We start from the raw sequence: 24,411 nt of genomic DNA, 5'->3' as shown, positions 1-24,411 counted from the left end.
CCAATGGAGAGTTCAATGAATATTCCTTCCACCTTGAAGACGACGGGACGAGCCGCCCTTTTGGGTACGCTTACTCTCGCAGCATTGGGCACGGTCGCCGCCTTCGCGCAGGAAGCGGCTCCTGCCGCGGCCGCTGCGGCGCCGGCTGCTGCCCCGACCCCGGTGCTCGACACCGGCAACACCGCCTGGATGCTGACCTCGACGGCGCTGGTGCTGATGATGACCATTCCGGGCCTGGCGCTGTTCTACGGCGGCATGGTGCGCAAGAAGAACGTGCTTGCCACCGTTATGCAGAGCTTCGCCATCACCTGTCTGGTGACGGTGCTGTGGTTTATGTTCGGCTATTCGCTGGCCTTCTCCGATGGCGGCGGCATGAACAGCTATCTCGGCGGCACCTCCAAGTTCTTCCATCACGGCATCACCACGGCCTCGCTGTGGCTGCCGGGCGTCGCCAACATTCCTGAATTCGTGTTCTCGATGTTCCAGATGACGTTCGCCATCATCACCCCGGCGCTCATTGCCGGCGCCTTCGCCGAACGCATGAAGTTCTCGGCGCTGCTGATCTTCACGGCATTGTGGCTGCTGGTCGTCTACGTGCCGATCGCGCATTGGGTCTGGGGTGGCGGCTTCCTCGGATCGGCGGGCGTGCTCGACTTTGCCGGCGGTACGGTCGTTCACATCAACGCCGGTGTCGCCGGTCTGGTCTGTGCGGTGGTTCTCGGCAAGCGCGAAGGCTACGGCACCACCAACATGGCGCCGCATAACCTGGTCTATTCGGTGATCGGCGCTTCGCTGCTGTGGGTTGGCTGGTTCGGCTTCAACGCCGGTTCGGAACTGGCAGCCGACGGTCTTGCTGGCGCCGCCATGCTCAACACCCAGGTTGCCACCGCCGCGGCGGCACTGGCCTGGATGTTCGCCGAATGGATCGTCGCCAAGAAGCCTTCCGTGCTCGGCATCATCTCGGGTGCGGTTGCCGGCCTGGTCGCCGTGACGCCGGCTTCCGGCTTCGTCAACCCGACCGGTGCCTTCATCGTCGGCATCGTGGCGGGCGTCGTCTGCTACCTCTCGGCGGTCAAGGTCAAGCACATGTTCGGCTATGACGACTCGCTCGATGCCTTCGGCGTGCATGGCGTCGGCGGTGTGATCGGCGCTCTGCTCACCGGCGTGCTCGCCGACCCGGCGATCAACAGCCTCGGCGCAGGTGCTTCGCTCGGCAAGCAGATCTACGGCGTTGCCGTCACCATCGTGTGGACGGGCATTGCCACCTTCGTGCTCCTCTACATCGTCAAGGCGCTGGTCGGCCTGCGTCCGACGACCCAGGAAGAGGTCGAAGGCCTCGACATCTCCCAGCATGGCGAAGTGGTGCCATAAGGCCAGCTTAGCCTCGGGGCCGGCGGAACCCTCCTCCCGCCGGCCCCTTATCTCCACGCAATCCCGAACGGAAACGCTGCACGGTTCTCCCGGAATTGCTTTGAAAAAATCCCGTCGTGACGCTCCCGAAAGGAGTTCACGCATTGAGGCCCGGATCGCATCCGGGCCTCTTTTTTTGGCAAGCCGTTCCGGCAATGCCCGGCTTCACGCAATCACGTTCGCGTGATCAAGCTTTTTGAGGAAACAACGACCGCTCTGGTTCCGAACCCTGGGGACGATCGTCGTTCCGACGCTCGTGCCAAACAACAGGGAAGGAAACCATCTCATGAACCTCAAGAACATCTGTCTGGGAGCGCTTGCTCTTTCCATGATCGGCGGCATGGCATTTGCCGGTGCTCTGGATGAGCCCGACAACATGGCGCCGTTCTTCACGGATTCCGGCATGAAAACCATGAAGCCGATGGCGGATTTCAAGACAGCTTTCATGGCCATGCCGATGGAAAAGCAGGAAGCGATGAAGAAGGAATGCCAGGATGCGGCGATGAGCAAGCCGCATGCGGAATTCTGCGCCAATGTGCAGGCGCTCGGCGGCGCCAACTGATTTACCGCGATCGGGCCGAGGCCCGATCTCTGTTCCGGACGACCAATGGCGGGCCGCAGCCCGCCATTGTTTCGTTCGACGGAAGCTCCATCGGCCCATCGTCCGTCATTGCTTCATACGGCTCAACCGGCGGCAATGAGGTTTGAGCGTCTCAACCTCTTATAGTTAATGCGCCCTTAACCTTCCCACCGATAGTCTGAGACCCGAATCTGCAGGAGTGCGCCACGCACCCGGCGAGACCATGACAGACGGGGAAGAGCATGCGTTCAGGGGCTTCAGCACCGCTCGCGCTGACCGATACGGGGCACGGCATCCAGGCGTTCGCGCGGCGACAGGTCGGGCGGCTGGTCGGCGTCGGCCTGTTCGCGCTGGCCGCCTTTGGCGTTGCCAGCCTTGCCACCTGGAATGTCGCCGATCCGAGTTTCTCCCACGCGACGAACAACACCGTCACCAATGCCATGGGCTATGCGGGTGCCGTGTTCTCCGACCTCGCCATGCAGTTCTTCGGCCTCGCCGCCGTCGCCGCCCTGGTTCCGACGGTCATCTGGGGATTCCTGCTGTTTTCCGCGCGCGGCGTCGACAGGCTGCCCAAGCGCGGGCTGTCCTGGTTCGGCTTCGCGCTGTTGGCCGCGGCGATGGTCGGCTGCGTCGTGCCGCCCAAGACCTGGCCGCTGCCCACCGGCCTCGGCGGCGTGTTCGGCGACATGGTGCTGAAGATCCCCGGCGTCGTCATCGGCGGCTATCCGACCGGGCTGATCGCCAGCATCATCGCCATCCTGCTGTCGGCGCCCGCGCTGTGGCTCTTCGCCCATGGCTCGGCGCTGATCGGTCGCAAGAACGGCTTCGCCGTCATGGAGGACGAGCCCGCTGCCGATGCGCGCGAGGACGACCTGTTGTTCGACAATGATGAGGACGAAGGCGACGAGGGCATCCTGGCGCTTGGCGCCATCACCCATTGGTGGCTGTCGCTGCGCGCGTGGATGCACCGCCGCGCCGTGCGCCGCAGGCAGGAGCGGGACGAGTACGAGCCGGAAATGGAGCAGCGCTCCACCGCCTGGCGGCGCGCCGCCGAACGGGTCGAATCGGCCGAGTTCGCCGAGCAGCGGATGAGCCAGGATGGCCGCGCCCGCGTCGAACCCGAATTCTTCGCAGCCATGGTCAATGACCGCAGCGTCTCGCTCGACCCCGACGATGCCGATATCTTCGAAGCCGACGACGACATGGATTTCGAGCAGGACGAGCCCGCCATCCAGCGGCGCGCGGCGCCGACCGCCAAGGTGCAGCCGTTCCGCTCCGACGCAGCCACCCGCGTCGAGGCGCCTGCGGCGCGCCCCGTGCCCGGCGCCCGCGTGCAGCGCGAGGCGCAGACCTCGCTGATCGGCTCGGAAAAGTTCGAAATGCCGTCGCTGCACTTCCTCTCCGAGCCGAAGAACGTGGTGCGCGACGCCAGCCTGTCCAAGGACGCGCTGGAACAGAACGCGCGCCTGCTCGAAGGGGTGCTGGAGGATTTCGGCGTCAAGGGCGAGATCATCGCCGTGCGTCCGGGTCCGGTGGTCACGCTCTATGAGCTCGAGCCGGCCCCCGGCATCAAATCGTCACGCGTCATCGGCCTGTCCGACGATATCGCCCGCTCGATGAGCGCCATCGCCTGCCGCGTCGCGGTGGTGCCAGGCCGCAACGCCATCGGCATCGAACTGCCGAACGCCAAGCGCGAGACCGTATATCTGCGCGAGATTCTCGCCAGCCGCGATTTCGAGACGACGAAGGCCAAGCTGGCGCTGGCGCTGGGCAAGACCATCAATGGCGAGGCGGTCATCGTCGACATCGCCAAGATGCCGCACGTGCTGGTCGCCGGCACCACCGGCTCGGGCAAATCGGTCGCCATCAACACCATGATCCTGTCGCTGCTCTACCGGCTGACGCCACAGGATTGCCGGCTGATCATGATCGATCCGAAAATGCTGGAACTGTCGGTCTATGACGGCATCCCGCATCTGCTCACGCCCGTCGTCACCGATCCGAAGAAGGCCGTGGTGGCGCTGAAATGGACCGTGCGCGAGATGGAGGACCGCTACCGCAAGATGTCCAAGGTCGGCGTCCGCAACATCGACGGCTTCAACGCCCGCGTCAGCCAGGCGGACAAGAAGGGCGAAAAGATCTCGCGCACCGTGCAGACCGGCTTCGACCGCCAGACCGGCGAGGCGATCTACGAGACCGAGAACCTCGATCTCGAGCCGATGCCCTATATCGTCGTCATCATCGACGAGATGGCCGACCTGATGATGGTCGCCGGCAAGGACATCGAAGGTGCCGTGCAACGCCTGGCGCAGATGGCGCGCGCCGCCGGCATCCATGTCATCATGGCGACGCAGCGGCCGTCGGTCGACGTCATCACCGGCACCATCAAGGCCAATTTCCCGACCCGCATCTCCTTCCAGGTGACGTCCAAGATCGACAGCCGCACCATTCTGGGCGAGCAGGGCGCCGAGCAGCTGCTCGGCATGGGTGATATGCTCTACATGGCCGGCGGCGGCCGTATCCAGCGCGTGCACGGCCCGTTCGTCGCCGACGAAGAGGTCGAGAAGATCGTTGCACATCTGAAGCTGCAGGGCGTGCCCGAATATCTCGACGCCATCACCGAGGATGATGGCGAGGACGACGACGAACCGTCGGGCAAGGGTGGGTCCGGTGGCGGTGGCGGCAACAGCAATTTCGAGGATTCCGACGATCCTTACGATCAGGCGGTCTCCGTGGTGCTGCGCGACGGCAAGGCCTCGACAAGCTATATCCAGCGCCGGCTGGGCATCGGCTATAACCGCGCTGCCTCGATCATCGAGAAGATGGAGAAGGAAGGGATCGTCGGCCCGGCCAACCATGCCGGCAAGCGCGAGATCCTGGTGCCGACCGAAGACGACAAGTTCTGACTGGAAAGCCTGACCCTTGTGAGATCCCGGTCCGGCAACCTTGAACCTTTCAAGGCGTTAAAGCGACCAAGGGACGCCTGACCCGCCAAATTTCAGCCTAACTGGGGGTCCAAGCACAGAACAACTCAGGACTCAGATGAGAGTGACCGACATGAAAAACGATCTTTCAGCGCTCAGCACATTTGCTCCATCCCGGCGTCAGTTGCTGGGCCTCGGCCTGGCGGTTGCGGGGGCGGCAGCCTTCAACGCGGTGCCCGGCTTCCAGGTGCTGGCTTCGGCGCAGGCGGCTGTGCCGGCTGCGGCACAGAAGATCGCCGACCATTTTTCGTCGGTCAAATCGATGAGCGGCGAATTCGTGCAGTTCGGCCCCAAGGGCGAGCAGACCGGCGGCAAGTTCTTCCTCGAACGGCCGGGCAAGATCCGCTTCAACTATGACGGCTCTTCGAATTTCCGGGTGATTTCAGACGGCAAGTCGGTGGTCATCCTGAACAAGAAGCTCAACACGTCCGATCTCTATCCGTTGTCGAAGACGCCTCTGAAGCTGCTGCTCGACACCAGGATCGATCTCTCCGGCGACCGCGTCAAAAGTGTCAAGCAGGAGGATGACCTCACCACCATCCAGCTCGCCGACAAATCGGTGTTCGGCAATTCGAAGATCACCATGATGTTCGATCCGAAAACCTTCGATTTGCGGCAGTGGACGATCACCGACGCGCAGGGCAAGGATACGACGGTGATGATCTTCAACACCAAGGAAGGCGTCAGCTTCGCGCCGGATACTTTCGCCATCGACTACACGGCGAACCGCGAGCTCAACACCAACAAGGCGCGCTAACCCGGTCGTTATAGCTGTGGAAAGCACCGGGCCGCGCCTCGTCGGGCGTTGCCCGGCTTGTCTTTGCGGCCCGCGGCTGGCAATTTCCCGGACTGACTCCGTCAAAAGGCGTCTTCCCCGCCGGAACCCATCGGTTCTGGTCGGCCGCACGCTGTCCTGGATTGCCAATGCCCTTCTCCATCGCCACCTGGAACATCAATTCCGTTCGCCTGCGCATGCCGATCGTCGAGCGCCTGCTCGTCGAGCATGCGCCCGACGTGCTGTGCCTGCAGGAAACCAAGGTTCCCGACGAACTGTTTCCCGAAAAGGCCTTCCGCAAGCTCGGCTACGAGCACATCGCCTTCCATGGCCAGAAGGGCTACCACGGCGTAGCAACCGTGGCGCGGCGGCCGATCGAATTGGTCGAAAAGCGACGCTTTTGCGAAATCGAGGATAGCCGGCACCTCTCGGTGAGGGTGCGGGCCGGCGGCAAGGCGATCCTGCTGCACAATTTCTACGTCCCGGCGGGCGGCGACGAACCGGATCCCGTCATCAACAGGAAGTTCAAGCACAAGCTAGACTTCGTCGCCGAGATGAATGCCATCCGGGCAGAACATGACGAGGTGTCCGGCTCGGTGCTGGTCGGCGACCTCAACATCGCCCCGCTCGAACATGATGTCTGGTCGCACAAGCAATTGCTCAACGTGGTCAGCCACACGCCGATCGAGACGGAAAATTTCGAGGCGATGCGCCGCGCCGGCAACTGGGTCGACCTGATGCGGCTCAACGTGCCGGATGAGCAGAAGCTCTACACCTGGTGGAGCTATCGCGCGCAGGATTGGGAAGCCTCCAATCGCGGCCGCCGCCTCGACCATGTCTGGTCGTCGCCAAACCTGGTGCCCAGCTTTTCCGGCTACGAGATCCTGCGTCTGGCGCGCGGCTGGGAGCGCCCGTCGGACCATGTGCCTGTCATCGCGCGGTTCGATCTGGACTAGAGCAATTCTAGGAAAAGTGTGAAGCGGTTTTCCGTCTAGAATTGCGTCAAAACAAAGAGTTAGAGCAGCTCGCCGTTTCCGTGAAACGGTGAATGCTCTAGTCTGGTCGAAAATGCCCGTGTGCGGCAGTCAGTCTGTAGAGTTGGGACCGGCTGGATCCACCCACGGACGGCCCAATCGTGTCACCATCGCCGCGTACCCAACGGCACCTGCCGCCCAAAGGAAGATGCCAAGCTCTTTGACGACGTCTTCGGCGATGGCGGCCGCAGAACCAGGGGTGGGAAACAGATCTCCGAGCTGGTCGATGGATGCCGACAGCGCGAGCAGGAAGCCTGCGGCCACAAAGACGATCGTGCCGTCGAATGTCTTTCGTTGCAGCCGAAAGAACCAGAACAACCCAGCGGCGGCGTAGGCAATCATCGGAACGATCTCTGGTATCCCTACAATGGGCAGCACGTCCTCATAGATCAACAACAGGTCGTCGAGGCCCAGGAGCAGGGTAAGGCCGCCGAGAAACGTGCAATCCCATCGGTGCGTGAGCAGGCCAGCAAACAGGGTCGCGGCGCCGGCGCCGATCCATAGCGAAGCACCCAGGGACGAAATCCACCCCGTATAGAAGCCGACTTCGGCGGCTGCAGATGGATCTCGATAAAAGATCCAGGCGTCCAGACCACGAATTTGCGCGATGGACAGCGCGGCCAAGAGCATCGCGACGTTAATCGCCGTCGCCGCCAGTATGACCAAGCGCCAGGCTATCGTCCATTCGCCGCCATGCTTGGTGCGCGACGCGTTGTTCTCTGGCATTTGTCTATTCTCATTGAGGCCTGAGAGGAACTCCATTCGAAAGATTACGAGTGCTGACCTATGCCGAAGCCAGTGGACGGCCATTGTACCATGGCGTCGGTGTTCAGGTGAGGCCGGCCTGCAAATGGCCGACCTGAATCCCGACACGCTTCGAAGCGCGACCAGATGAATTCAAATTCAAACGGCGCGCTTCAAGTCGTCATGCATGTCGTTGTCGCGAAATTGCTGCGCTGACGGGCCTGCGAGATCCGGCAGATGGGGATGGTCCCGGCGGCGTGTCGACAGCATCCGTAGCGCCGCTTCGATTATTGTCGGCGCCGGGACATCGGCGACCAGGCCGGTCGGGCTGGCATGGCGGGTCGCGATCACGTCCACGCAGTTCGAAAGCGGCCTCCAACGGGCCATGTTGGCGCCGCCATTGAGGATAACCATCGGCGTCATCACGGTTGCCATGAGATGTGCGGTACCGCCTTCGGCGCCGATGTAAAGATCGGCAAACTCGCCGAGCGCCAGCAAGATGTCACCGATATCGACACCTTCGATCGCGGCGGAATCGACAAGCCGCAGCTTCGGCACGCGCTGAGCCAGTTCAGCCATATCGGGACCATCGCCGGGGGTTTTCACATAGAGAAGGTTCGCCCCGTCGGCGATCAGGCTGCCGGCGATCGCTGCAACCTGATCCGCCGACATGCGCTTGCTGGCGCTGCCGTGCGCCGCGATAAGGATCAACGGAGCATGCTTGCCGTCCGCAAGGCTCCTGGCCGCCGCTCGTGCGGCCGGGCCAGGCTCCAGCCGATGATCGAAAGGCAGCCGCTTGCCGGCAAGACGTTCGATGAGGCGGTGGTAGCGCCAGGCATTGTGCTCGGGTCGTGCTTCAGGTCTTTGGCCCAGGCGCCAGGAAAGGGCGAAAGCCGGAAAGTTTGCTTCATAGGCGATGCCGCGGCCGAGCAGTGATGCCGAGGCTTGAAGCAGCCAACGCGCCGAGATGCGGAAATCGACAACGGCCAATCTCCCCTTGCCCTTGCGGTGACCGGCGATCAGGCGCGCCAGGGGCGTCCGCACATTGATCGCATCGACCAAATGGCCGGCATGGCGATTGAGGCTATGTTCAAGGGACGACGACCGGGTGGTTCCGTAGACGATGAAACTATCGGGGAATGCCGTTCTGGCGGCGCGCAAAGCCGGAATCCGGATCAGTCCGTCGCCGAACGCGTCATTGCGGGAATACAAGATAATCGTCTCGTACTGCCCTGATGGCATGGCTAGCTCCCCCCAGGAGCCTGGTGGTGATGGCGCCTGCTGCGCCGGCCGCCTTCGAGGTGCTTTAGGATTTCACCTCTTGCCTGTCAACGGAGCCTTGCCCCTGGATCCGGGCTGCCTTCGGCGGCGAAGCCAGCAGCTTCGCAGGCGGGCTGCCTCAGCCGGAGAAGCGCGGCGCCAGTTCCTCGATGCGGCGGATCATCGCCTGAAATTCCTCCGAGATGCGCTGGTGGAGCTTGACCGCGATCTCGGGATATTCCTCCAGGATGCGGCGGAACATCTTGCGGCTGAGCCGCATCACTTCCGAATCGATCTCGGCCGAGGCGCTGGTCAACCGGTTGGTGTCGGCGATCAATGCCAGTTCGCTCAGGATCGTGCCGGGGCCTGCCGTGCCAATCGGGATGCGTTCACCACCCTGCTCCCGGTAGAGCACGATGCGCCCGCTGACGACGATATAGGCGGAATCGGCCTCGTCGTCCTCGCGGTAAAGCTTGTGGTTGGCAATCAGCCTGGTGTTCTCGGCGCCAAAGGCGAGCAGGCGCAATTGTTCCTGCGTGAAGCCCTCGAAGAGCCTCACGGCGGACAGGACGCGGATGTCGTCATCCAGCGCCATCTAGCTATGTCCCCGAACCGACAGTCCGACTCCTCCTCTGCGAGTTCGATCCAAACCACCCTCCAACTGGATCGTACCCGAAAGCGGCCCCGCCCGACCGCTCATTGGATAATGAAATGTTTAAGGAACCAGCTTGTAGCCGCCGCTTTCTGTCACAAGAATTTCCGCATTGGAAGGATCGCGCTCGATCTTCTGGCGCAGCCGGTAGACATGGGTTTCCAGCGTGTGCGTGGTGACGCCGGAATTGTAGCCCCACACCTCCTCGAGCAGCACGTCGCGCGTCACCACCTTCTGGTCGGCGCGATAGAGATATTTGATGATCGAGGCTTCCTTCTCCGTCAGCCGCACCTTGCCGCCGCGCGGGTCGAGCAGCAGTTTCTGGCTGGGCTTGAAAGTATAGGGCCCGACCGAGAAGGTGGCGTCCTCGCTCTGCTCATGCTGGCGCAACTGCGCCCGAATGCGTGCCAGCAGCACGGCGAAGCGGAACGGCTTCGTCACATAGTCGTTGGCGCCGGCCTCGAGGCCAAGAATCGTATCCGAATCGGTGTCGTGGCCGGTCAGCATGATGATGGGCGCCTTGTAGCCGCCCTTGCGCAGGATCTTCACCGCTTCGCGGCCATCCATGTCGGGCAGCCCGACGTCCATGATGAGCAGATCGATGAGGCCGCCGCGCGCTGCGGCGACACCTTTTGCCGCAGTCGATTCCTGCAGCACGTCGAATTCCTCGTAAAGGGATAATTGCTCGACCAGTGTGCCGCGCAGGTCGTCATCGTCGTCGACGATCAGTATGGTGCGTGAAGTCATGGATCAATCCGTTGTTTTGAAAAGAAAATTCAGTTGACCGCTGCCTGTTTATGCGGAAGCTGACCGGCGCAACAGCCGTTCACAGTGATTTGTTCCGTGGCACGATCATACAAGAAAAAACACGATCGCAATGCAGCCGGCGCAATTTTGCGAAAAGGGCTGCGTGTGCTGACCGTGCGGGCGAGGCCTGGGCATCCAAGCCAGGGCCTGCTGCAGGCCGGAAAAACGGTGTTTGCCTGTGCGTTGGGGCGCGGAGGCATCTCGGCCGGCAAGCGCGAAGGCGACGGCGCCACGCCGCTGGCCTCGATGCGGATCCTGTCAGGATATTTCCGGGGAGACCAGTTCTCCAGTGGCCGCAAGACCCGTCTGGCGATGACGCCGATCGGACCTGATCTGGGCTGGTGCGAAGTGCCCGACGACCGCAATTACAACAGGCCGGTCAAGATCCCCTATGGCGCCAGCCACGAACGCATGCGGCGCGACGACCGGCTCTATGACGCCTGCCTGGTGCTCGACTGGAACCTGGCGCCACGCCGGCGCGGGCGCGGCAGCGCCATCTTCTTCCATCTGGCGCGCCCCGGCTTCACGCCGACGCAAGGCTGTGTGGCCGTCACGGCGCAAACCATGGCGCGACTGCTGCCGCTGCTGTCGGACCGGACGGTGGTGAGGGTGGTAAGATAGTAAGATAGTAGGGGAGTAGGGGAGTAGGGGAGTAGGGGAGTAGGGACAAGCTCGGCGCACCCTTAATTTTTCTATTCCCCTATTCCCCTATTCCCCTATTCCCCTATTCCCCTATTCCCTTACGACCAGGTTTCTGCCAGCCGATGTCGAGCAGGCCCAGCCGGCCAAGTTCTCTGTCCATTGCGCGAGCGACGTCACGGCGCTCGCCGCCGATATCGCGCAGTTGGCGGTCGGAGAGATCCTCGACGTTCTGGTAGTCACTATCGCGGCGGGCGAGGCGTATCGCGACCCGGGCGTGACGCAGCCAGTCGAGGGTTTCGGCCAGCCAGTTTGGACGGGGTGTCGACGAATTCAAAACGATGATGGACATGGTGTGCTCCGTTCTCCCCGGATATCAAATCCGGCTTGATGATGTTTCGATGGATGGATGATGCCAGATTGAAATCCCTACGAGAAACGAGTAGTTTTCTCTGGATCATCAAGTTTTATTTGAGGATAGGATGGCTCGTCTTCTGCCCGGGACTCGTGCCTTGAGGACACTGGAAGCAGCGGCCCGGCACCTTAATTTCACCCGTGCCGCCGACGAGCTCGGCTTGACGCCGGCCGCCGTCAGCCATCAGATCAAGGAAATCGAGGATCAGCTCGGGCTGGTGCTGTTCACACGCACCAGCCGCACCATCCGGCTCACCGAGGCGGGGACGGTGCTGTTCGACGCCTCGGCCGACGCGCTCGACCTGCTGGGCCGGGCTGTTTCGCGGGCGCAAAAGCTGACGCGCGGCACCGCCCTTTTGAAGGTAACCCTCGACGCGCAGTTCGCGTCAAAATGGCTGATGCGACGCGTCGACGATTTTCGCAAGCATCACCCCGACATCGAATTGCGATTCGACATTGCCTATGAAGTGCGGGATTTCGAACTCGATGACATCGATGTCGGCATCCGTTTTGGCGCCGGCAAATATCCGGGTCTTCGCACCCACCGGCTGTTCGACAACATCCTCATTCCGGTGTGCAGCCCGAGCCTCTTGACGTCCGGTCCGCCGCTGCGCGAGCCGCGCGACCTCTTCAACCACACGCTTGCGCATATCGAATGGTCGCGGCAAGGCGTGACGTGGCCGAACTGGCGGATGTGGATGGCGGCGGCCGGCATCACTGATTTCGACGACAGCCGGACCGTCGTGTTCGGAAATTCCACGGATGCCGTCCAGGCAGCGCTCGACGGCAATGCCGTTGCGCTCGCCGATTTTGCCATGGTGGCGAACGACCTTTCCCAGGGCAGGCTGGTGCAGCCTTTCGAACTCGGCCTGCGGGTGGCGCCCGAGTTCGCCTATTTCCTGGTCTATCCCGAAAATACCGGCGACGATCCGCGCATCGTCGCCTTTCGCGAATGGATGCTCGAGGAAGTCGCCAAGACGCGGACCACGGATAAAGGGCAGTAGGGCAGTAGGGCAGTAGGGCAGTAGGGCAGTAGGGCAGTAGGGCAGTAGGGCAGTAGGGATAGGCGTCGGTGCCGTCTGCCCCTTATTCCCCTACTGCCTTACTGCCCTACTGCCCTTGATTCAGCTTGCCGCAGCGCCGAACCAGCCGATCACGGCGCCGATGATCAGCAGCACGCCGAGCCAGTGGCCGCCGTCGATGAGGGTCAGGTCCCAGCCGAAATTCTCGTAGCGATGGTTGACCGAGAGCGTCGTGGCGACGAAACCCAGCCAGAGCACGAAGCCGAAGACAAGTCCGGCAATCCATGTCGGCTCGCCGCCGGTCATCGCGCCGACGACCAGGGCCATGATGGTGGCCATGACCAGTTCGGCGATGAAGCTGATGACAAAGGGCAGCGGCGATTTCTTCATCGTCGCCGGATCGAGCTTGGCGGCCTTCAGCCACGCCTTGCTCAGGCCCATGTACCAGGCGGCGCCGAACAGCCATGCGACGATCGCGGCGGCGACCACCGCCAGCCAGTTCACTGCTGAAAAATCCATGAGCTCCCCCTCTGATCTGGATGTGATGGAACGCCTGTTCGGCGATCGCGTCAAGCGAACCGCCAGACCGTCGTGCGCTTGACCAGCGCATCCTCCAGCGCCCGCGTGACGGCCACTTCATACACAGAAAGCGGCTCCAGCCCTGCCTTCGGCAGATACGACCGTCCGGGATCGCCGACGAGGATTTCGGCGCCGCGCGCCTTCAGCGTTGCGAACCATGGCATCAGCCGGTCCGCGAAAGATTTGTCGTAGAAAACATCACCGGCCAGGACCACGTCCCAACCTGCATCGGTGCCGATGCAATCCGTGCCGAGGAATTCGGTCCCGACACCGTTGATCTCGCTGTTGAGCCGGATCGCGGTGGCACAGAACGGATCGATGTCGGTTGCGATCACCTTGGCGGCACCTGCCTTGGCGGCGGCGATGGCGACAAGACCGGAGCCGGAAGCGAAGTCGAGCACGCGCTTGCCCCGCACCGTGCCGGGATTGTCCAGGACATAGCGGGCAAGGCCCTGGCCGCCGGCCCAGGCAAAGGCCCAGAAAGGCGGCGGCAGGCCGATCTCGACCAGCTCATCCTCGGTCCGCTGCCACAAATCATGCGCTTCGTCGGCAAGATGAAGCAGGATCTCCGGCACGTGCGGCGGCGCCATCAGCGCCGTGTTGTCAAGAATGAATTGCCTGGCGCTGTTGGGCGTCAGCGCCGTCACGGAGCCGGCGTCAAGCCGCCCATGCGGCAGACTTCCTTCCACTCGGCCGTCGTCACCGGCTGCACGGAAAGCCGGCCCAGCCGCACCAGCGCCATGTCGGCAAGCTTCGGATTGGCCTTGACCTGCTCCAGCGTCGGCGGGTTCGGCACATCCCTTACGGCGCGGATGTCGACGCATTCCCAGCGCGGATCGTCCGAGGTGGTGTCGGGATGGGCAAGCGCGCAGACTTCAGCGATGCCGACGACGTTCAGCCCTTCGTTGGAATGGTAGAAGAAGCCGAGATCGCCGATCTGCATCGCCTTCATGTTGTTGCGCGCGGCGTAGTTGCGCACGCCGTCCCATTGCGTGCCGGCCTTGCCCTTGGCCTTCAGCATCTCGAAGGAGAACTTGAATGGCTCGGATTTGAACAGCCAGTAGTTCATGTCTTTCTCCTCCTTGGAGTCGCGCGGGCGACCGGGATTTAACTAGCCGCCGGCTTGTTGAACGTCCAGTTCCACGGGCGGATTTCGACGCTTTCGAACAGCCCGGCCTTGGCGTAGGGGTCGGCCGCCGACAGAGCCTGCGCACCTGCCAGGTCGGGCGCTTCGACGACCACGAGGCTGCCATTGGGCTTGCCTTCGGTGTCAAGGAACGGACCGGCGAATGCCAGCTTCTTGTCGCCGTTCAACCCTTCGAGAAAGGCGATATGCTCGGGCCGCGTGTCGAGGCGCACCTGCAGGCTTCCGGGCTTGTCCTTGCAAATCACAGCAAACAGCATCTTTTTTCTCCTGATCGTTCAAAGTCGTGGGGATCAATCGTTGGTTTCGGTCTTCAGCGGCCGGGTCATCAAGGCCGTCACAGCCTGCCGGACGGTGATGGCACCCTCCAGTATGGCGGCGACGGCGGCAATGATCGGCGCGTCGATGTTGCGCTCGGTGGCGATGCGGGCAGCGATCGCCGCCGTCGGCACGCCTTCGGCGAGCGGCAATCCGGCAAGCGGCTTGCCTTGCCCGAGCGCCAACCCATAGGCGAAATTGCGCGACTGGGTGGACGAGCAGGTCAGCAGCAGGTCGCCAAGGCCGGAAAGCCCCATCAGCGTTTCGGGCCTGGCGCCGAAGGCGGCGCCGATGCGGCGCAATTCGACAAAGCCGCGCGTCACCATGGCGGCCTGGGCGCTGGCGCCGAGACCCGCGCCAGTGACAGCACCTGCGGCAATGGCGAAGACGTTCTTCAAGGCGCCGCCGATCTCGACGCCGATCAGGTCGTCGTTCGAATAGCAGCGCAGGTTTTCAGCGGAAAAGCGGGCGGCGAGATCGGCGGCCAATGCCTCGTCGCGGGCGGCGACCACAACGGCCGTCGGCAGGCCGCGGGCGACGTCGGTGGCGAAGCTCGGACCCGACAGAGCGGCAACCGGATTGAGCGGCAGGATTTCTTCGACGATCGCCGACAGCAAGGCGCCGGTCTCGCTTTCGATGCCCTTGGCACACAGAACCAGCGGGATACCGGCCGGCATATGGTCCTTCGCTGCCGCCAGCGTAGTCCGCAGCGACTGCGCCGGCGTCACCGCCAGCACGCAATCGGCACCGTCGAGCGCGGCCTGGATGTTGCTCGTCGCCACGATGCCGGGCTGGAGCGTAATGCCCGGCAGATAGCGTGGATTTTCGCCGCGGTCGATCGCGGCCACGGTCTCCGGGTCGCGCGCGTAAAGGCGGACGAAATGCCCGGCGCGCAGCATGGCCAAAGCCAAGGCAGTGCCCCAGGCCCCGCCGCCGAGCACGGCAACGCGCCAGCCGGTTGGCGCGGTGTCGTTGCCGTTCATTGCCCGCTCGTTCATGCCTTGGCTCCGCGCCGGCCGGAGCCGACCATCGGCGCCGATATGCTATCCAGCGGCCAGCGCGAGCGCGGCACGAAATCGAAGCCGTTCTCCTGCGCCATGCCGGCGCGCAGCCGCTCGATGCCGGCCCAGGCGATCATCGCCGCATTGTCGGTGCAAAGCTTCAGCGGTGGTGCAATGAAGGTGAAGCCGGTCTCGGCACAGAGCCGCTCCAGCATGGTCTTGATCGCGCGGTTGGCGGCGACACCACCGGCAACGACGAGGGCCGGGTCTTTCGTGCCGGGAAATGTCTTGCGAAAGCGCGACAGCGCGCGAGAAACGCGGTCGGCCAGCGCATCGGCGACCGCCGCCTGGAAGGAGGCACAGACGTCGGCGACGTCCTGGTCGCTCAGCGGCGCAATGGCGCTCGCCGCCTGGCGCACGGCGGTCTTTAGGCCGGAGAAGGAGAAGTCGGGCTGGGCCGAGCCCTTCATCGGACGCGGAAAGGCAAAGCGCGAGGCATTGCCGGCCTGTGCCGCCTTTTCGACATTCGGTCCGCCGGGATAGGGCAGGCCGAGCATCTTGGCCGTCTTGTCGAAGGCTTCGCCGAGCGCGTCGTCGATGGTCGTTGCCCAGCGCTGGTAATCGCCGACTCCCCGCACGGCGACGATTTGCGTATGGCCGCCGGAGACCAGCAGCAAGAGATAGGGAAAGTCGAGCCCGTCGGTCAGCCTTGCGGTCAGCGCATGGCCTTCGAGGTGATTGATGGCGATCAGCGGTTTGTTCGCCGCCGCGGCGATTGCCTTGGCGGTCATCAGCCCGACGATCAGCCCGCCGACAAGGCCGGGGCCGGCGGTGGCGGCAATCGCGTCGATATCGGCGAGTGCTGTGCCCGAATCGGCAAGCGCCGCCTCGATGATGCCGTCCAGCGCCTCGACATGGGCGCGCGCGGCGATTTCCGGCACGACACCGCCGAACGCGGCATGCTCCTCGATCTGGCTGAGCACGATGTTGGACAGGATTTTTGGCGCGGCGTCGCCGTCGATGGCCACCACGCTGGCGGCGGTCTCGTCACAACTCGTCTCTATGCCCAGCACGCGGATCAATTCGTCGCTGTCCCTAAAGATTGTATCATGGGGCTTTCCCCGTTAGGAGAACCCCGGAAAAGCCTCGCTTGCCGGGGGGTTATCACGGACTGCGCGCCATGCAAACAATCTTGAGAATCGGAACACGCGGCAGCCCGCTGGCGCTGGCACAGGCGCATGAAACGCAGGCGCGGCTGATGGCGGCGCATGACATGCCGGCAGAAGCGTTCGAGGTCGTCGTCATTTCGACCAGCGGCGACCGGATCCAGGACCGGCCGCTGTCGGAAGCCGGCGGCAAGGGCCTGTTCACCAAGGAGATCGAGGAGGCGCTGCTGGCGGGCCGGATCGACATCGCCGTGCATTCGTCGAAGGACATGCCGACGCAACTGCCCGATGGTCTCGAACTCTCGGCCTTCCTGCCGCGCGAGGATGCACGCGACGCCTTTGTCGGCAAGGCGGCGAAGACGATCGCCGAACTGCCGCGCGGGGCGAAAGTCGGCTCGTCGTCGCTGCGGCGGCAAGCGCTGATCCGCCGGATGCGGCCGGATCTCGACGTGGTGATGTTCCGCGGCAATGTGCAGACGCGGCTGCGCAAGCTCGACGAAGGCGTCGCCGCCGGCACGATCCTGGCCTATGCCGGGCTGAAGCGGCTGGGGCTCGAGCATGTCGTCACCGATCTGATACCGCTCGATGTCTTCCCGCCGGCTCCGGGGCAAGGCGCGATCGGCATCGAAACCCGTATCGGCGACCGCGATGTCGAAAAGATGCTGGCAGCCGTCCATGATGTGCCGACCGGCCAGGCGCTGGCCTGCGAGCGTGCCTTCCTGGCGGCGCTCGATGGCTCCTGCCGCACGCCGATCGCCGGCTATGGGACGATCGAGGCCGGAAAACTGTCTTTTGCCGGGCTGATCATCTCGCCCGACGGCACGCAGTCGCACACGGTCGAGCTGCAGGGACCGGCGCAAGACGCCGCCCGCATCGGCGGTGAAGCGGCCCGGAGCGTGCGCGCCAAGGCCGGCGAAAAGTTCTTCGACGGCTGGCTCTGAAATGCTTCGCGTCCTGGTGACCAGGCCGGAACCGGGTGCTTCGCGCACTGCGCATCGGCTTGAGGAGACGGGTTTTCAGCCGGTTCTTTTGCCCCTGACCGAAACAAAGGCGTTGCCTGTCGCCGCCGCACTCATCCCTGACGATGCCGTCGCGGTGGCCGTCACAAGCGCCAATGCCATGCGCCATGCGCCGGAAGAAGTCATCGCGACGCTTGCCGCCTTGCCTTGTCATGCGGTCGGCAAAAGGACGGCGCAAGCGGCGCGTCAAGCGGGTTTTTTTTCGGTCCGTGAAGGCGCGGGCGATGCGGCGGCGCTGGCCGACAGTCTCGCTGCCGATTTTTCTGGAAAGACGATTGTCTATCTCTGCGGGCGCGTGCGTTTTCCGGCGTTCGAACAGAGGCTCAAGACAGCGGGCGTTCGGGTCCATGCGGTCGAGACCTATGACACGCTGGCAGTGGGGTATTCGGACGAAGTCATCCTCGAACGCCTGTCAGGGCAACCTGCCGACGCGATATTGCTCTACTCAGCCAAGGCGGCCTCGGCGATGCAGACCTTGGCAAAACGGCCCGCTCTGCGCGTTCTCTTCGAAAAAACATGGGTTTTTGCGCTTTCCACGCGCATCGCCGCAGCGTTCGACGATGCCGCCAGCGAAAGAATCCGCATTGCCGCGCAGCCTGACGAGGAGGCACTGCTGGCGCTTTTGCAGGCGCCGCGCTGAGCCGCGTCATCACACCGCCCCTTTTCACCGCTTGGTGATGTGCTAGACCCTTTCTGAACCATCATGCGCCGCCAGGCGTTGAGACGAAGCGAATTGTGCGGAGCCCAGGCATGGTCAAGACGCCGAAGATGCGACACTCGAAAAGCCGCCGCGAGCCGGTGACCATCGATCTCGAGCCGGGCGCCGTCTCACGCATCGCCGACGAGGACGCCGCCACGCAGGAGGCTCAGACAGACGAGGCGAAGGCCGAGGAAGCAGCGAACGCTTCGCAGCCCGAGATTCCCGAAGAGCCGGTTCATGCCGACCAGACCGATCTCGAGCCCTGGGAGCATGCCGATGCACGGGCCGAACCGGAGCAGCCACAGGCAGCAGCAACAAAGACCGGCAGCGAGGCTGAACTCCCCTATCCCGGATCGTCCGACGAGCCCGGATCGTCCGACGAGCCGGCCGGAAAAACCAAAACCTTCGACTACAGTTTCGACGACGCATCGGCGAAGCGCACGCAGACCGACGGCAACAAGGCAAAAACCGAGACACGGGACGAGAAAATGGCGCCAGCCCCTGAAAAGCGTGGCGGCCTCAACGGCATCGCCGCAGGCATCATCGGCGGCGTCATCGCGCTGGTCGGCGCCGGCGGGCTGCAATTTGCCGGCCTGCTCGGCGCGCCGGGTTCCGGTGCCGGCGTCTCGCTCGACAGTGTCAACGGTGACATCGCCTCGCTGAAGACCGAAATCGCCGGTTTGAAGGACGCCGGCGGCAACGGCGATGGAGCGGCGAAGATGGTCGGCCTGTCCTCGGGCCTTGAACAGGTCAAGGCCGATGTGGCGGCGCTGAAATCGGCTGTCGAGAAAGGTGGAGCAGGCGACGCGGCCGGGGTCGCCGCACTGGGCGACAAGGTCGCGCAGATCGAGACGGCGGTCGCCGCGCTCGGCAAGGCCGGCAGCTCGGCACCGGTCGATCTCGGTCCGCTTAACGAGAAACTGGCAGGCCTCGACGCGCTGGTGAAGTCGGCCGGCGAGGCTACGACCGCGCAGGAGGGCCGGCTGACGGCGCTGGAGCAGTCCGTGTCGCAGCTGTCCGGCAAGGTCGAGGCGGCGGCGGGGCAGCCGAAGATCGCGCTTGCCATCGCGGCGTCGGCCTTGAAGGCGGCGCTGGAGCGTGGCGGGCCGTTTTCGGCCGAACTCGAAACCCTCGCAGCGATTTCGCCCGATGCGCCGCAGCTTGCGGCACTGCGCCCCTATGCTGAGAAGGGCGTTCCAACCCGCGCCGAGATCACATCGCAGGCTGATGCCGCCGCCAATGCCATGATCACAGCCGCGACGCCTGTCGATGAGAATGCCGGCTTCGTTCAGAGCCTTCTGTCGAGCGCCGAATCGCTGGTCAAGGTCAGGCCGATCGGCGCCGTCGAAGGCGCCGGCGCACCGGAAACCGTCGCGCGCATGGAGGCGGCGGTCAACCAGGGCGACTACGCCAAGGCACTCAGCGAGTATGAAACGCTGCCCGAGGCCGCCAAGGCCGCTGGTGCCGACTTTGCCGGGAAACTGAAGTCACGCATCGAGGTCGAAACCCAGGTTGATGCGCTGATCTCGGGCGCGATGAAGGCATGAGGGCAACACAATGATCCGCCTGCTCGCCTTCCTCATCGTCGTTTTCGCGCTCGGGCTGGGCTTTGCCTGGCTGGCCGACCGGCCGGGCGACATGGTCGTCACTTTCAACGGCTATCAATACCAGGTCAGCCTGATGGTGGCGGCGGTGGCCGTCGTTGCCGTGGTCGCCGCAGTGATGATCCTGTGGTGGCTGCTCAAGTCGCTGTGGAACAGCCCCTACACCATCTCGCGCTATTTCCGTGTCCGCCGCCGCGACCGTGGCTATCAGGCGCTGTCGACCGGAATGATTGCCGCCGGCGCCGGTGATGGCGCGCTGGCCCGCAAGAAGACCAAGGAAGCCGCCAAGCTGATCCGTTCCGACCAGGAGCCGCTGATCCACCTGCTGGAAGCGCAGGCGTCGCTGCTCGAAGGCGATCATGAAGGCGCACGGCAGAAGTTCGAGAGCATGCTCGACGATCCCGAGATGCGGCTGCTGGGTTTGCGCGGGCTTTATCTGGAAGCCGAACGGCTCGGCGACCGCAACGCCGCCAGGCATTATGCCGGCCGTGCCGCGGTGATGGCGCCGCAGCTGGCCTGGGCGGCGGAATCGACGCTGGAAGAGCTGACCGCGCGCGGCGACTGGGACGGCGCCCTGAAACTGGTCGACGCGCAGAAATCGACACGGCAGATCGAACGCGATGCCGCCAACCGCCGCCGCGCCGTGCTGTTGACCGCCAAGGCGCAGGCGCTTGCCGACAGCGATCCCGCCGCCGCCAGGACGGCGGCGATCGAGGCCAACAAGCTTAGGCCCGACTTCGCCCCCGCCGCCGTTGCCGCCGCGGCCGCATTGTTCAAGCAGAACGATGTGCGCAAGGGCTCGAAGATACTCGAGGCGGCCTGGAAGGCCGAGCCGCATCCGGAGGTCGCCGAGCTCTATACCCATGCAAGGCCGGGCGACGCCGTGCTCGACCGCCTCAACCGGGCGAAGAAGCTGCAGGAAATGAAGAAGAACCACGCCGAATCGTCGATGACGGTGGCGCGCGCCGCGCTCGACGCGCAGGATTTCCCGACCGCCCGCCGGGAGGCCGAGGCGGCGATCCGGATGGACCGCCGCGAGGGCGCCTATCTGCTGCTCGCAGACATCGAGGAGGCCGAAACCGGCGATCAGGGCAAGGTGCGGCAGCTTTTGTCCAGGGCGGTGCGGGCGCCGCGCGATCCGGCCTGGGTCGCAGACGGCGTGGTGTCGGAACGCTGGGCGCCAGTGTCGCCGATCACCGGCCGGCTCGACGCCTTCGAGTGGCGTGCGCCGATGGAGCGTCTTGGCCAGTTGATCGACAGCCATGATGACATGCCAGCCAGTGCGGCGCCGGTCATCGAAGCATTGCCAAAGCCGACGAGCGAAAAAAGGCCGGCCGGGGTGATCGATGACGCCGGTGGCGAGACGTCGGCGGGCAAGCAAGCTGAAAGTCGCGAAGAAGATCATGTCAGGCCGATCACGGCAGCGGCCTTCGCCGCGGTGCCGAGCGATGCCGAGGGCGTCGAGCCGGCCGAGGAGCTTGCGCGGTTGCCGGACGATCCGGGCGTCGATCCGGACGAGGAAGCGGAGAAATCGCCGCGCCGGTTTCGGTTGTTTTGAGTTGGGCAGGCCGTCAGGCCGTTGGGGTATGGACCTATGTTTGAACGCGTTCTGTCGTTTCTCAGGGATTTGCCGGCCGGCGCCGGCACGCGTGCCAGTACGGACGATCCGCGCATCGCCGCCTCGGCGCTGCTCTACCATGTGATGAATGCCGATGGCGTGCGCCAGGATGTCGAGTGGGAGCGGTTCAAGGCGGTGCTGGCGGAGAGCTATTCGATCAGTGGCGCCGAACTTGAAGCGCTCGCCGCCGCCGGCGAGCGGGCCGACAATGAGGCGATCGATCTCTATGCCTTCACCAGCGTCCTGAAGCGCCATCTCGATGCCGATGCGCGCAAGGCCTTCATCGGCCTGATGTGGGAAATCGTCTATGCTGACGGCGAGTTGCACGAGCTCGAGGACAACACCGTCTGGCGCGTCGCCGAGCTGATCGGCGTCGAACGCCATGATCGCGTCGAGGCGCGCCGCAAGGCAGCGGCGCACGCGCCCGGCGCCACCGGAACATCGAGCGACGAATAGGATCTTCGCCTTCCCATGCCGCGCCAAACGAGTTCGAAGCCAAAGATACTGATCGTGCTGCATCAGGAGAGTTCGAGCCCGGGGCGTGTCGGCCACATGTTGCTGGAAGAAGGGTTCGACCTCGATATCCGCCGGCCGCCGCTTGGCGACGCCTTGCCCGAAACACTGGACGACCACGCCGGCACGGTGGTGTTCGGCGGCCCGATGAGCGCCAATGACGAGGACGAGTTCGTTCGCCGCGAAACCAACTGGCTGGAAATACCGCTGAGGGAGAACCGGCCATGTCTCGGCATCTGTCTCGGCGCGCAGATGCTGGTCAACTGTCTCGGCGGCAAGGTCGAGGGTCACGGTGAAGGGCTGGTCGAGGTTGGCTGGTATCCGCTGAAAGCGACCGAAGCCGGCAAGCAACTGATGCACTGGCCGGAAATGGTCTACCAGTTCCACCGCGAGGGTTTTTCGCTGCCCAGGGACGCGACGCTGCTGGCCACGGCCGAAACCTATCCCAACCAAGCCTTCCGTTACGGCGACAATGCCTGGGGCATCCAGTTCCATGGCGAACTGACCAGGGTGATGATGCAGCGCTGGGTGGTGCGCGGCGCGCATCGCTTCGAATTGCCCGGTGCCCAGCCCGGCCGCGATCATCTCGGCGGCAGGCTGATCTGGGACATGCATCTCAAGCGCTGGCTGGACGAGTTCCTGCGGATGATTTTCGGCAAGCCGAGCAGATAGCTAAAGCGCGTCGCGTTTGAACGGATTCAGGCGCCGCGCTTTAGGTCTTTGTCTTTATGCATGTCGGTCTCCCAAAACCGGGGCCACTTCTAGGCGACATGCATCAAGGTTCGAGCACCGGCCGCAGGAAGCTGCGCTCGTAGCTGAGAATGCTGCGATTGCGTTTTTCCATTTCAAACACTTCCTGGCATTCAGGGTCGGCAGCCATACGCTTACGATAGACCTCGTAGTCGGCGAGGCTCGGGAAGCTGAACATGGCAAAAGCGATATTGCTCGCCCCCTCGCTCGGAAGGAAATAGCCGTGATGGTTTCCGCCGAGGCGATTGACCAGAGCTATCCAGCGACGGCCATAGTCTTCGAATTCGGCAAGCTTGTAGGGGTCAATGACATATTTCAGGTAGCAAGTGATCATGAGAGCTCCTGTGGCATGGGCGAGGCATGTCGGCTGTCAACCGTGGGAAGATCAGTTTCGCCCGTTGAGGTGGCGAACTTTTCGCAATTGCGGGAAGAGGTAAGCCCACAGTCCGGCAACGGCGATCGCGCCGATGCCGCCGATCACCACGGCCGGCACCGTGCCGATCAGCGCGGCCATCGTGCCGGCGCGGAATTCGCCGACCTCGTTGGAGGCGCCGACAAAGACCTGGTTGACGGCGTTGACGCGGCCGCGCACCTCGTCGGGCGTCCACAGCTGGATCAGCGTTTCCCTGATGTAGACGCTGAACATGTCGGTGGCGCCGAGGCCAGCGAGGGCGACGATCGACAGCCAGGTGATGGTCGACAGACCGAACAGCACCGTGAAGGCGCCAAACGCGGCGACGAAACCGAGCATGATCTTGCCGGCATTGTCCCGCAGCGGGTGGCCGGCAAGCCAGACCGCGACGCAGATGGCACCGATGCCGGGCGCCGAGCGCAGCAGGCCGAGGCCCCATGGGCCGAGTTCCAGAATGTCGCGGGCATAGACCGGCAGCAGCGCCGACGCGCCGGAGAGGAGCACGGCAAAGAGGTCGAGTGAGATGGCGCCGAGCACGATCTTCTCGCTCCAGATGTAGCGAAAGCCGGCAAACAGCGTTTCCATCGTCGGCTTGTCGGTGGTGCCCTGCTGCGCGGGCTTGGGGATGGTGAAGATCAGCAGGCCGGCCACAAGCATCAACACAGCGGCGACGGCATATGCGATCTCGGCCGAGACTCCGTAGAGAAGGCCGCCGGCAACCGGGCCGACGATAGTCGCCGTCTGCCAGGCGGATGAGTTCCAGGCAATCGCGTTGCCGAAATCCTCCGGCGGTACCAGATTCGCGAATAGCGACGACGAGGCCGGTCCGTAAAAGGCGCGCGCCATGCCGAACAGCGCCAGCACAACGAAGATTGGCAGCGGGCTGACGAGGCCACGCAGCGTGAAGTACAGGAGAACAAGGGCACAGCCGGCCTCGACTACCGTCGCCAGTGCCATGATCAGCCGGCGGCCGAAGCGATCGGCGACGACGCCGGTGACCAGCACCAGGAGCAGCGACGGCAGGAACTGGACGATGCCGACAATGCCGAGATCGAAGGGATCACGCGTCAAATCATAGATCTGCCAGCCGACCGCGACAGACACGATCATGGTGGCGAATGTGGTGAGGAAACGCGCCGCCCAATAGCTCAGGAAGGAGCGATGGCGGAACGCGGCATAGCGCTGGTCCGGCGATATCTGTTCTGCTGTCATGATTTAAGAGGCCCCGTTGCAGTGACGTCAGCTGGCGGGGCACTTCCACGATGG

Annotated in this window: 26 protein-coding genes; 13 read left to right on the top strand and 13 right to left on the bottom strand. The window is 63.9% G+C overall.

Features of this window, described 5'->3' with window-relative positions; genetic code table 11:
• Positions 1–15 precede the first annotated feature (15 nt).
• The 5 genes from MESCI2_RS0115600 to MESCI2_RS0115580 all read left to right on the top strand — a co-directional run bounded on the left by MESCI2_RS0115600 (position 16) and on the right by MESCI2_RS0115580 (position 6,705).
• Positions 16–1,371 (top strand): ammonium transporter, encoded by a 1,356-nt coding sequence (locus MESCI2_RS0115600; RefSeq protein WP_081738747.1) that lies wholly within the window; start codon positions 16–18, stop codon positions 1,369–1,371.
• Between the two features lie 325 nt (positions 1,372–1,696).
• Positions 1,697–1,972 (top strand): hypothetical protein, encoded by a 276-nt coding sequence (locus tag MESCI2_RS0115595; protein ID WP_027037405.1) that lies wholly within the window; start codon positions 1,697–1,699, stop codon positions 1,970–1,972.
• Between the two features lie 260 nt (positions 1,973–2,232).
• Positions 2,233–4,896, top strand: a complete 2,664-nt coding sequence (locus MESCI2_RS0115590) for a DNA translocase FtsK (protein WP_027037404.1) — start codon at positions 2,233–2,235, stop codon at positions 4,894–4,896.
• A gap of 151 nt (positions 4,897–5,047) precedes the next feature.
• The gene (locus tag MESCI2_RS0115585; RefSeq protein WP_027037403.1) at positions 5,048–5,731 is read left to right on the top strand and encodes an outer-membrane lipoprotein carrier protein LolA; all 684 of its coding nucleotides are present in this window, start codon (positions 5,048–5,050) and stop codon (positions 5,729–5,731) included.
• Between the two features lie 167 nt (positions 5,732–5,898).
• Positions 5,899–6,705 (top strand): exodeoxyribonuclease III, encoded by an 807-nt coding sequence (locus tag MESCI2_RS0115580; RefSeq protein ID WP_027037402.1) that lies wholly within the window; start codon positions 5,899–5,901, stop codon positions 6,703–6,705.
• A gap of 129 nt (positions 6,706–6,834) precedes the next feature.
• Here MESCI2_RS0115580 and MESCI2_RS1000000136130 read toward each other — a convergent pair whose 3' ends face one another.
• The 4 genes from MESCI2_RS1000000136130 to MESCI2_RS0115560 form a co-directional block, all read right to left on the bottom strand.
• A complete protein-coding gene (locus MESCI2_RS1000000136130; protein WP_081738765.1) occupies positions 6,835–7,509 on the bottom strand; it encodes a hypothetical protein in 675 nt (224 codons plus the stop codon).
• Between the two features lie 177 nt (positions 7,510–7,686).
• Positions 7,687–8,769, bottom strand: a complete 1,083-nt coding sequence (locus MESCI2_RS0115570) for a glycosyltransferase family 9 protein (protein ID WP_081738746.1) — start codon at positions 8,767–8,769, stop codon at positions 7,687–7,689.
• A gap of 157 nt (positions 8,770–8,926) precedes the next feature.
• Positions 8,927–9,382, bottom strand: coding sequence for a cyclic nucleotide-binding domain-containing protein (locus MESCI2_RS0115565; protein WP_023811239.1), 456 nt, complete (start codon positions 9,380–9,382; stop codon positions 8,927–8,929).
• A 120-nt stretch (positions 9,383–9,502) separates the two neighbouring features.
• A complete protein-coding gene (locus tag MESCI2_RS0115560; protein ID WP_013528898.1) occupies positions 9,503–10,186 on the bottom strand; it encodes a response regulator transcription factor in 684 nt (227 codons plus the stop codon).
• Positions 10,187–10,330: 144 nt separating this feature from the next.
• Between MESCI2_RS0115560 and MESCI2_RS0115555 the strand changes: the two genes are divergently transcribed.
• On the top strand, positions 10,331–10,867 hold the full coding sequence (locus tag MESCI2_RS0115555; RefSeq protein WP_197031556.1) for a L,D-transpeptidase family protein: 537 nt from the start codon (positions 10,331–10,333) through the stop codon (positions 10,865–10,867).
• A 103-nt stretch (positions 10,868–10,970) separates the two neighbouring features.
• On the opposite strand, the gene MESCI2_RS0115550 is transcribed toward MESCI2_RS0115555, so the two are convergent.
• Positions 10,971–11,237 (bottom strand): hypothetical protein, encoded by a 267-nt coding sequence (locus tag MESCI2_RS0115550; protein ID WP_027037399.1) that lies wholly within the window; start codon positions 11,235–11,237, stop codon positions 10,971–10,973.
• 130 nt (positions 11,238–11,367) lie between these two features.
• On the opposite strand from MESCI2_RS0115550, the gene gcvA reads away from it, so the two are divergent.
• A complete protein-coding gene (gene gcvA / locus MESCI2_RS0115545) occupies positions 11,368–12,303 on the top strand; it encodes a transcriptional regulator GcvA (RefSeq protein WP_027037398.1) in 936 nt (311 codons plus the stop codon).
• A gap of 120 nt (positions 12,304–12,423) precedes the next feature.
• Here gcvA and MESCI2_RS0115540 read toward each other — a convergent pair whose 3' ends face one another.
• Genes MESCI2_RS0115540 through tsaD form a run of 6 tightly spaced genes read right to left on the bottom strand, consistent with a single transcriptional unit; the run spans position 12,424 to position 16,442 of the window.
• Positions 12,424–12,840, bottom strand: a complete 417-nt coding sequence (locus MESCI2_RS0115540; RefSeq protein ID WP_027037397.1) for a DUF1761 domain-containing protein — start codon at positions 12,838–12,840, stop codon at positions 12,424–12,426.
• Positions 12,841–12,890: 50 nt separating this feature from the next.
• Positions 12,891–13,547: a class I SAM-dependent methyltransferase gene (locus MESCI2_RS0115535; RefSeq protein ID WP_027037396.1), complete on the bottom strand. Its 657-nt coding sequence runs from the start codon at positions 13,545–13,547 to the stop codon at positions 12,891–12,893.
• Positions 13,544–13,969 carry an EVE domain-containing protein gene (locus MESCI2_RS0115530; protein ID WP_027037395.1) on the bottom strand — a complete coding sequence of 142 codons (426 nt, stop codon included), beginning with the start codon at positions 13,967–13,969 and terminating at the stop codon, positions 13,544–13,546. Before MESCI2_RS0115530 ends, MESCI2_RS0115535 begins: the two co-directional genes overlap by 4 nt.
• 38 nt (positions 13,970–14,007) lie before the next feature.
• Complete coding sequence (locus MESCI2_RS0115525) at positions 14,008–14,304, bottom strand: YciI-like protein (protein ID WP_027037394.1); 297 nt, start codon at positions 14,302–14,304, stop codon at positions 14,008–14,010.
• A gap of 33 nt (positions 14,305–14,337) precedes the next feature.
• Complete coding sequence (locus MESCI2_RS0115520) at positions 14,338–15,360, bottom strand: NAD(P)H-dependent glycerol-3-phosphate dehydrogenase (RefSeq protein WP_050596563.1); 1,023 nt, start codon at positions 15,358–15,360, stop codon at positions 14,338–14,340.
• Positions 15,357–16,442, bottom strand: coding sequence for a tRNA (adenosine(37)-N6)-threonylcarbamoyltransferase complex transferase subunit TsaD (gene tsaD, locus MESCI2_RS0115515; protein ID WP_197031555.1), 1,086 nt, complete (start codon positions 16,440–16,442; stop codon positions 15,357–15,359). The genes MESCI2_RS0115520 and tsaD overlap by 4 nt, the downstream gene beginning before the upstream one ends.
• A gap of 101 nt (positions 16,443–16,543) precedes the next feature.
• Between tsaD and hemC the strand changes: the two genes are divergently transcribed.
• From hemC to MESCI2_RS0115485, 6 genes are all read left to right on the top strand, one after another.
• Positions 16,544–17,470 carry a hydroxymethylbilane synthase gene (gene hemC, locus MESCI2_RS0115510; RefSeq protein WP_027037391.1) on the top strand — a complete coding sequence of 309 codons (927 nt, stop codon included), beginning with the start codon at positions 16,544–16,546 and terminating at the stop codon, positions 17,468–17,470.
• A gap of 1 nt (position 17,471) precedes the next feature.
• Positions 17,472–18,188, top strand: a complete 717-nt coding sequence (locus MESCI2_RS0115505; protein WP_027037390.1) for a uroporphyrinogen-III synthase — start codon at positions 17,472–17,474, stop codon at positions 18,186–18,188.
• Positions 18,189–18,298: 110 nt separating this feature from the next.
• Complete coding sequence (locus tag MESCI2_RS0115500) at positions 18,299–19,795, top strand: COG4223 family protein (RefSeq protein WP_027037389.1); 1,497 nt, start codon at positions 18,299–18,301, stop codon at positions 19,793–19,795.
• Positions 19,796–19,805: 10 nt separating this feature from the next.
• A complete protein-coding gene (locus MESCI2_RS0115495) occupies positions 19,806–21,410 on the top strand; it encodes a heme biosynthesis protein HemY (protein WP_027037388.1) in 1,605 nt (534 codons plus the stop codon).
• Between the two features lie 36 nt (positions 21,411–21,446).
• Positions 21,447–21,926 carry a TerB family tellurite resistance protein gene (locus MESCI2_RS0115490; protein ID WP_023811225.1) on the top strand — a complete coding sequence of 160 codons (480 nt, stop codon included), beginning with the start codon at positions 21,447–21,449 and terminating at the stop codon, positions 21,924–21,926.
• Between the two features lie 15 nt (positions 21,927–21,941).
• Positions 21,942–22,655 carry a glutamine amidotransferase gene (locus tag MESCI2_RS0115485; protein WP_027037387.1) on the top strand — a complete coding sequence of 238 codons (714 nt, stop codon included), beginning with the start codon at positions 21,942–21,944 and terminating at the stop codon, positions 22,653–22,655.
• A 103-nt stretch (positions 22,656–22,758) separates the two neighbouring features.
• Here MESCI2_RS0115485 and MESCI2_RS0115480 read toward each other — a convergent pair whose 3' ends face one another.
• Together MESCI2_RS0115480 and MESCI2_RS0115475 are read right to left on the bottom strand one after the other, a co-directional pair.
• Positions 22,759–23,067, bottom strand: coding sequence for an NIPSNAP family protein (locus tag MESCI2_RS0115480; RefSeq protein ID WP_027037386.1), 309 nt, complete (start codon positions 23,065–23,067; stop codon positions 22,759–22,761).
• Between the two features lie 51 nt (positions 23,068–23,118).
• On the bottom strand, positions 23,119–24,357 hold the full coding sequence (locus MESCI2_RS0115475; RefSeq protein ID WP_027037385.1) for an MFS transporter: 1,239 nt from the start codon (positions 24,355–24,357) through the stop codon (positions 23,119–23,121).
• Between the last annotated feature and the right edge of the window lie 54 nt (positions 24,358–24,411).

The sequence above is a fragment of the Mesorhizobium ciceri WSM4083 genome (assembly GCF_000519305.1).
In the GTDB taxonomy this organism is placed as follows: Bacteria; Pseudomonadota; Alphaproteobacteria; order Rhizobiales; family Rhizobiaceae; genus Mesorhizobium; species Mesorhizobium ciceri_B.
The sequence above is the reverse complement of the archived record's forward strand: the minus strand, read 5'-3'. Positions and strand labels throughout refer to the sequence as shown.

Coding starts and splice junctions, on each gene's coding strand:
- MESCI2_RS0115580 (WP_027037402.1), top strand. CDS start 5,899: ATGCCCTTCTCCATCGCCACCTGGAACATCAATTCCGTTCGCCTGCGC.
- MESCI2_RS0115480 (WP_027037386.1), bottom strand. CDS start 23,067: ATGATCACTTGCTACCTGAAATATGTCATTGACCCCTACAAGCTTGCC.
- MESCI2_RS0115520 (WP_050596563.1), bottom strand. CDS start 15,360: ATGAACGAGCGGGCAATGAACGGCAACGACACCGCGCCAACCGGCTGG.
- MESCI2_RS0115475 (WP_027037385.1), bottom strand. CDS start 24,357: ATGACAGCAGAACAGATATCGCCGGACCAGCGCTATGCCGCGTTCCGC.
- MESCI2_RS0115590 (WP_027037404.1), top strand. CDS start 2,233: ATGCGTTCAGGGGCTTCAGCACCGCTCGCGCTGACCGATACGGGGCAC.
- MESCI2_RS0115585 (WP_027037403.1), top strand. CDS start 5,048: ATGAAAAACGATCTTTCAGCGCTCAGCACATTTGCTCCATCCCGGCGT.
- MESCI2_RS0115540 (WP_027037397.1), bottom strand. CDS start 12,840: ATGGATTTTTCAGCAGTGAACTGGCTGGCGGTGGTCGCCGCCGCGATC.
- MESCI2_RS0115595 (WP_027037405.1), top strand. CDS start 1,697: ATGAACCTCAAGAACATCTGTCTGGGAGCGCTTGCTCTTTCCATGATC.
- MESCI2_RS0115490 (WP_023811225.1), top strand. CDS start 21,447: ATGTTTGAACGCGTTCTGTCGTTTCTCAGGGATTTGCCGGCCGGCGCC.
- MESCI2_RS0115505 (WP_027037390.1), top strand. CDS start 17,472: ATGCTTCGCGTCCTGGTGACCAGGCCGGAACCGGGTGCTTCGCGCACT.
- MESCI2_RS0115550 (WP_027037399.1), bottom strand. CDS start 11,237: ATGTCCATCATCGTTTTGAATTCGTCGACACCCCGTCCAAACTGGCTG.
- MESCI2_RS0115600 (WP_081738747.1), top strand. CDS start 16: ATGAATATTCCTTCCACCTTGAAGACGACGGGACGAGCCGCCCTTTTG.
- MESCI2_RS0115565 (WP_023811239.1), bottom strand. CDS start 9,382: ATGGCGCTGGATGACGACATCCGCGTCCTGTCCGCCGTGAGGCTCTTC.
- MESCI2_RS0115485 (WP_027037387.1), top strand. CDS start 21,942: ATGCCGCGCCAAACGAGTTCGAAGCCAAAGATACTGATCGTGCTGCAT.
- MESCI2_RS1000000136130 (WP_081738765.1), bottom strand. CDS start 7,509: ATGCCAGAGAACAACGCGTCGCGCACCAAGCATGGCGGCGAATGGACG.
- MESCI2_RS0115560 (WP_013528898.1), bottom strand. CDS start 10,186: ATGACTTCACGCACCATACTGATCGTCGACGACGATGACGACCTGCGC.
- MESCI2_RS0115530 (WP_027037395.1), bottom strand. CDS start 13,969: ATGAACTACTGGCTGTTCAAATCCGAGCCATTCAAGTTCTCCTTCGAG.
- MESCI2_RS0115570 (WP_081738746.1), bottom strand. CDS start 8,769: ATGCCATCAGGGCAGTACGAGACGATTATCTTGTATTCCCGCAATGAC.
- MESCI2_RS0115500 (WP_027037389.1), top strand. CDS start 18,299: ATGGTCAAGACGCCGAAGATGCGACACTCGAAAAGCCGCCGCGAGCCG.
- MESCI2_RS0115525 (WP_027037394.1), bottom strand. CDS start 14,304: ATGCTGTTTGCTGTGATTTGCAAGGACAAGCCCGGAAGCCTGCAGGTG.
- MESCI2_RS0115495 (WP_027037388.1), top strand. CDS start 19,806: ATGATCCGCCTGCTCGCCTTCCTCATCGTCGTTTTCGCGCTCGGGCTG.
- hemC (WP_027037391.1), top strand. CDS start 16,544: ATGCAAACAATCTTGAGAATCGGAACACGCGGCAGCCCGCTGGCGCTG.
- gcvA (WP_027037398.1), top strand. CDS start 11,368: ATGGCTCGTCTTCTGCCCGGGACTCGTGCCTTGAGGACACTGGAAGCA.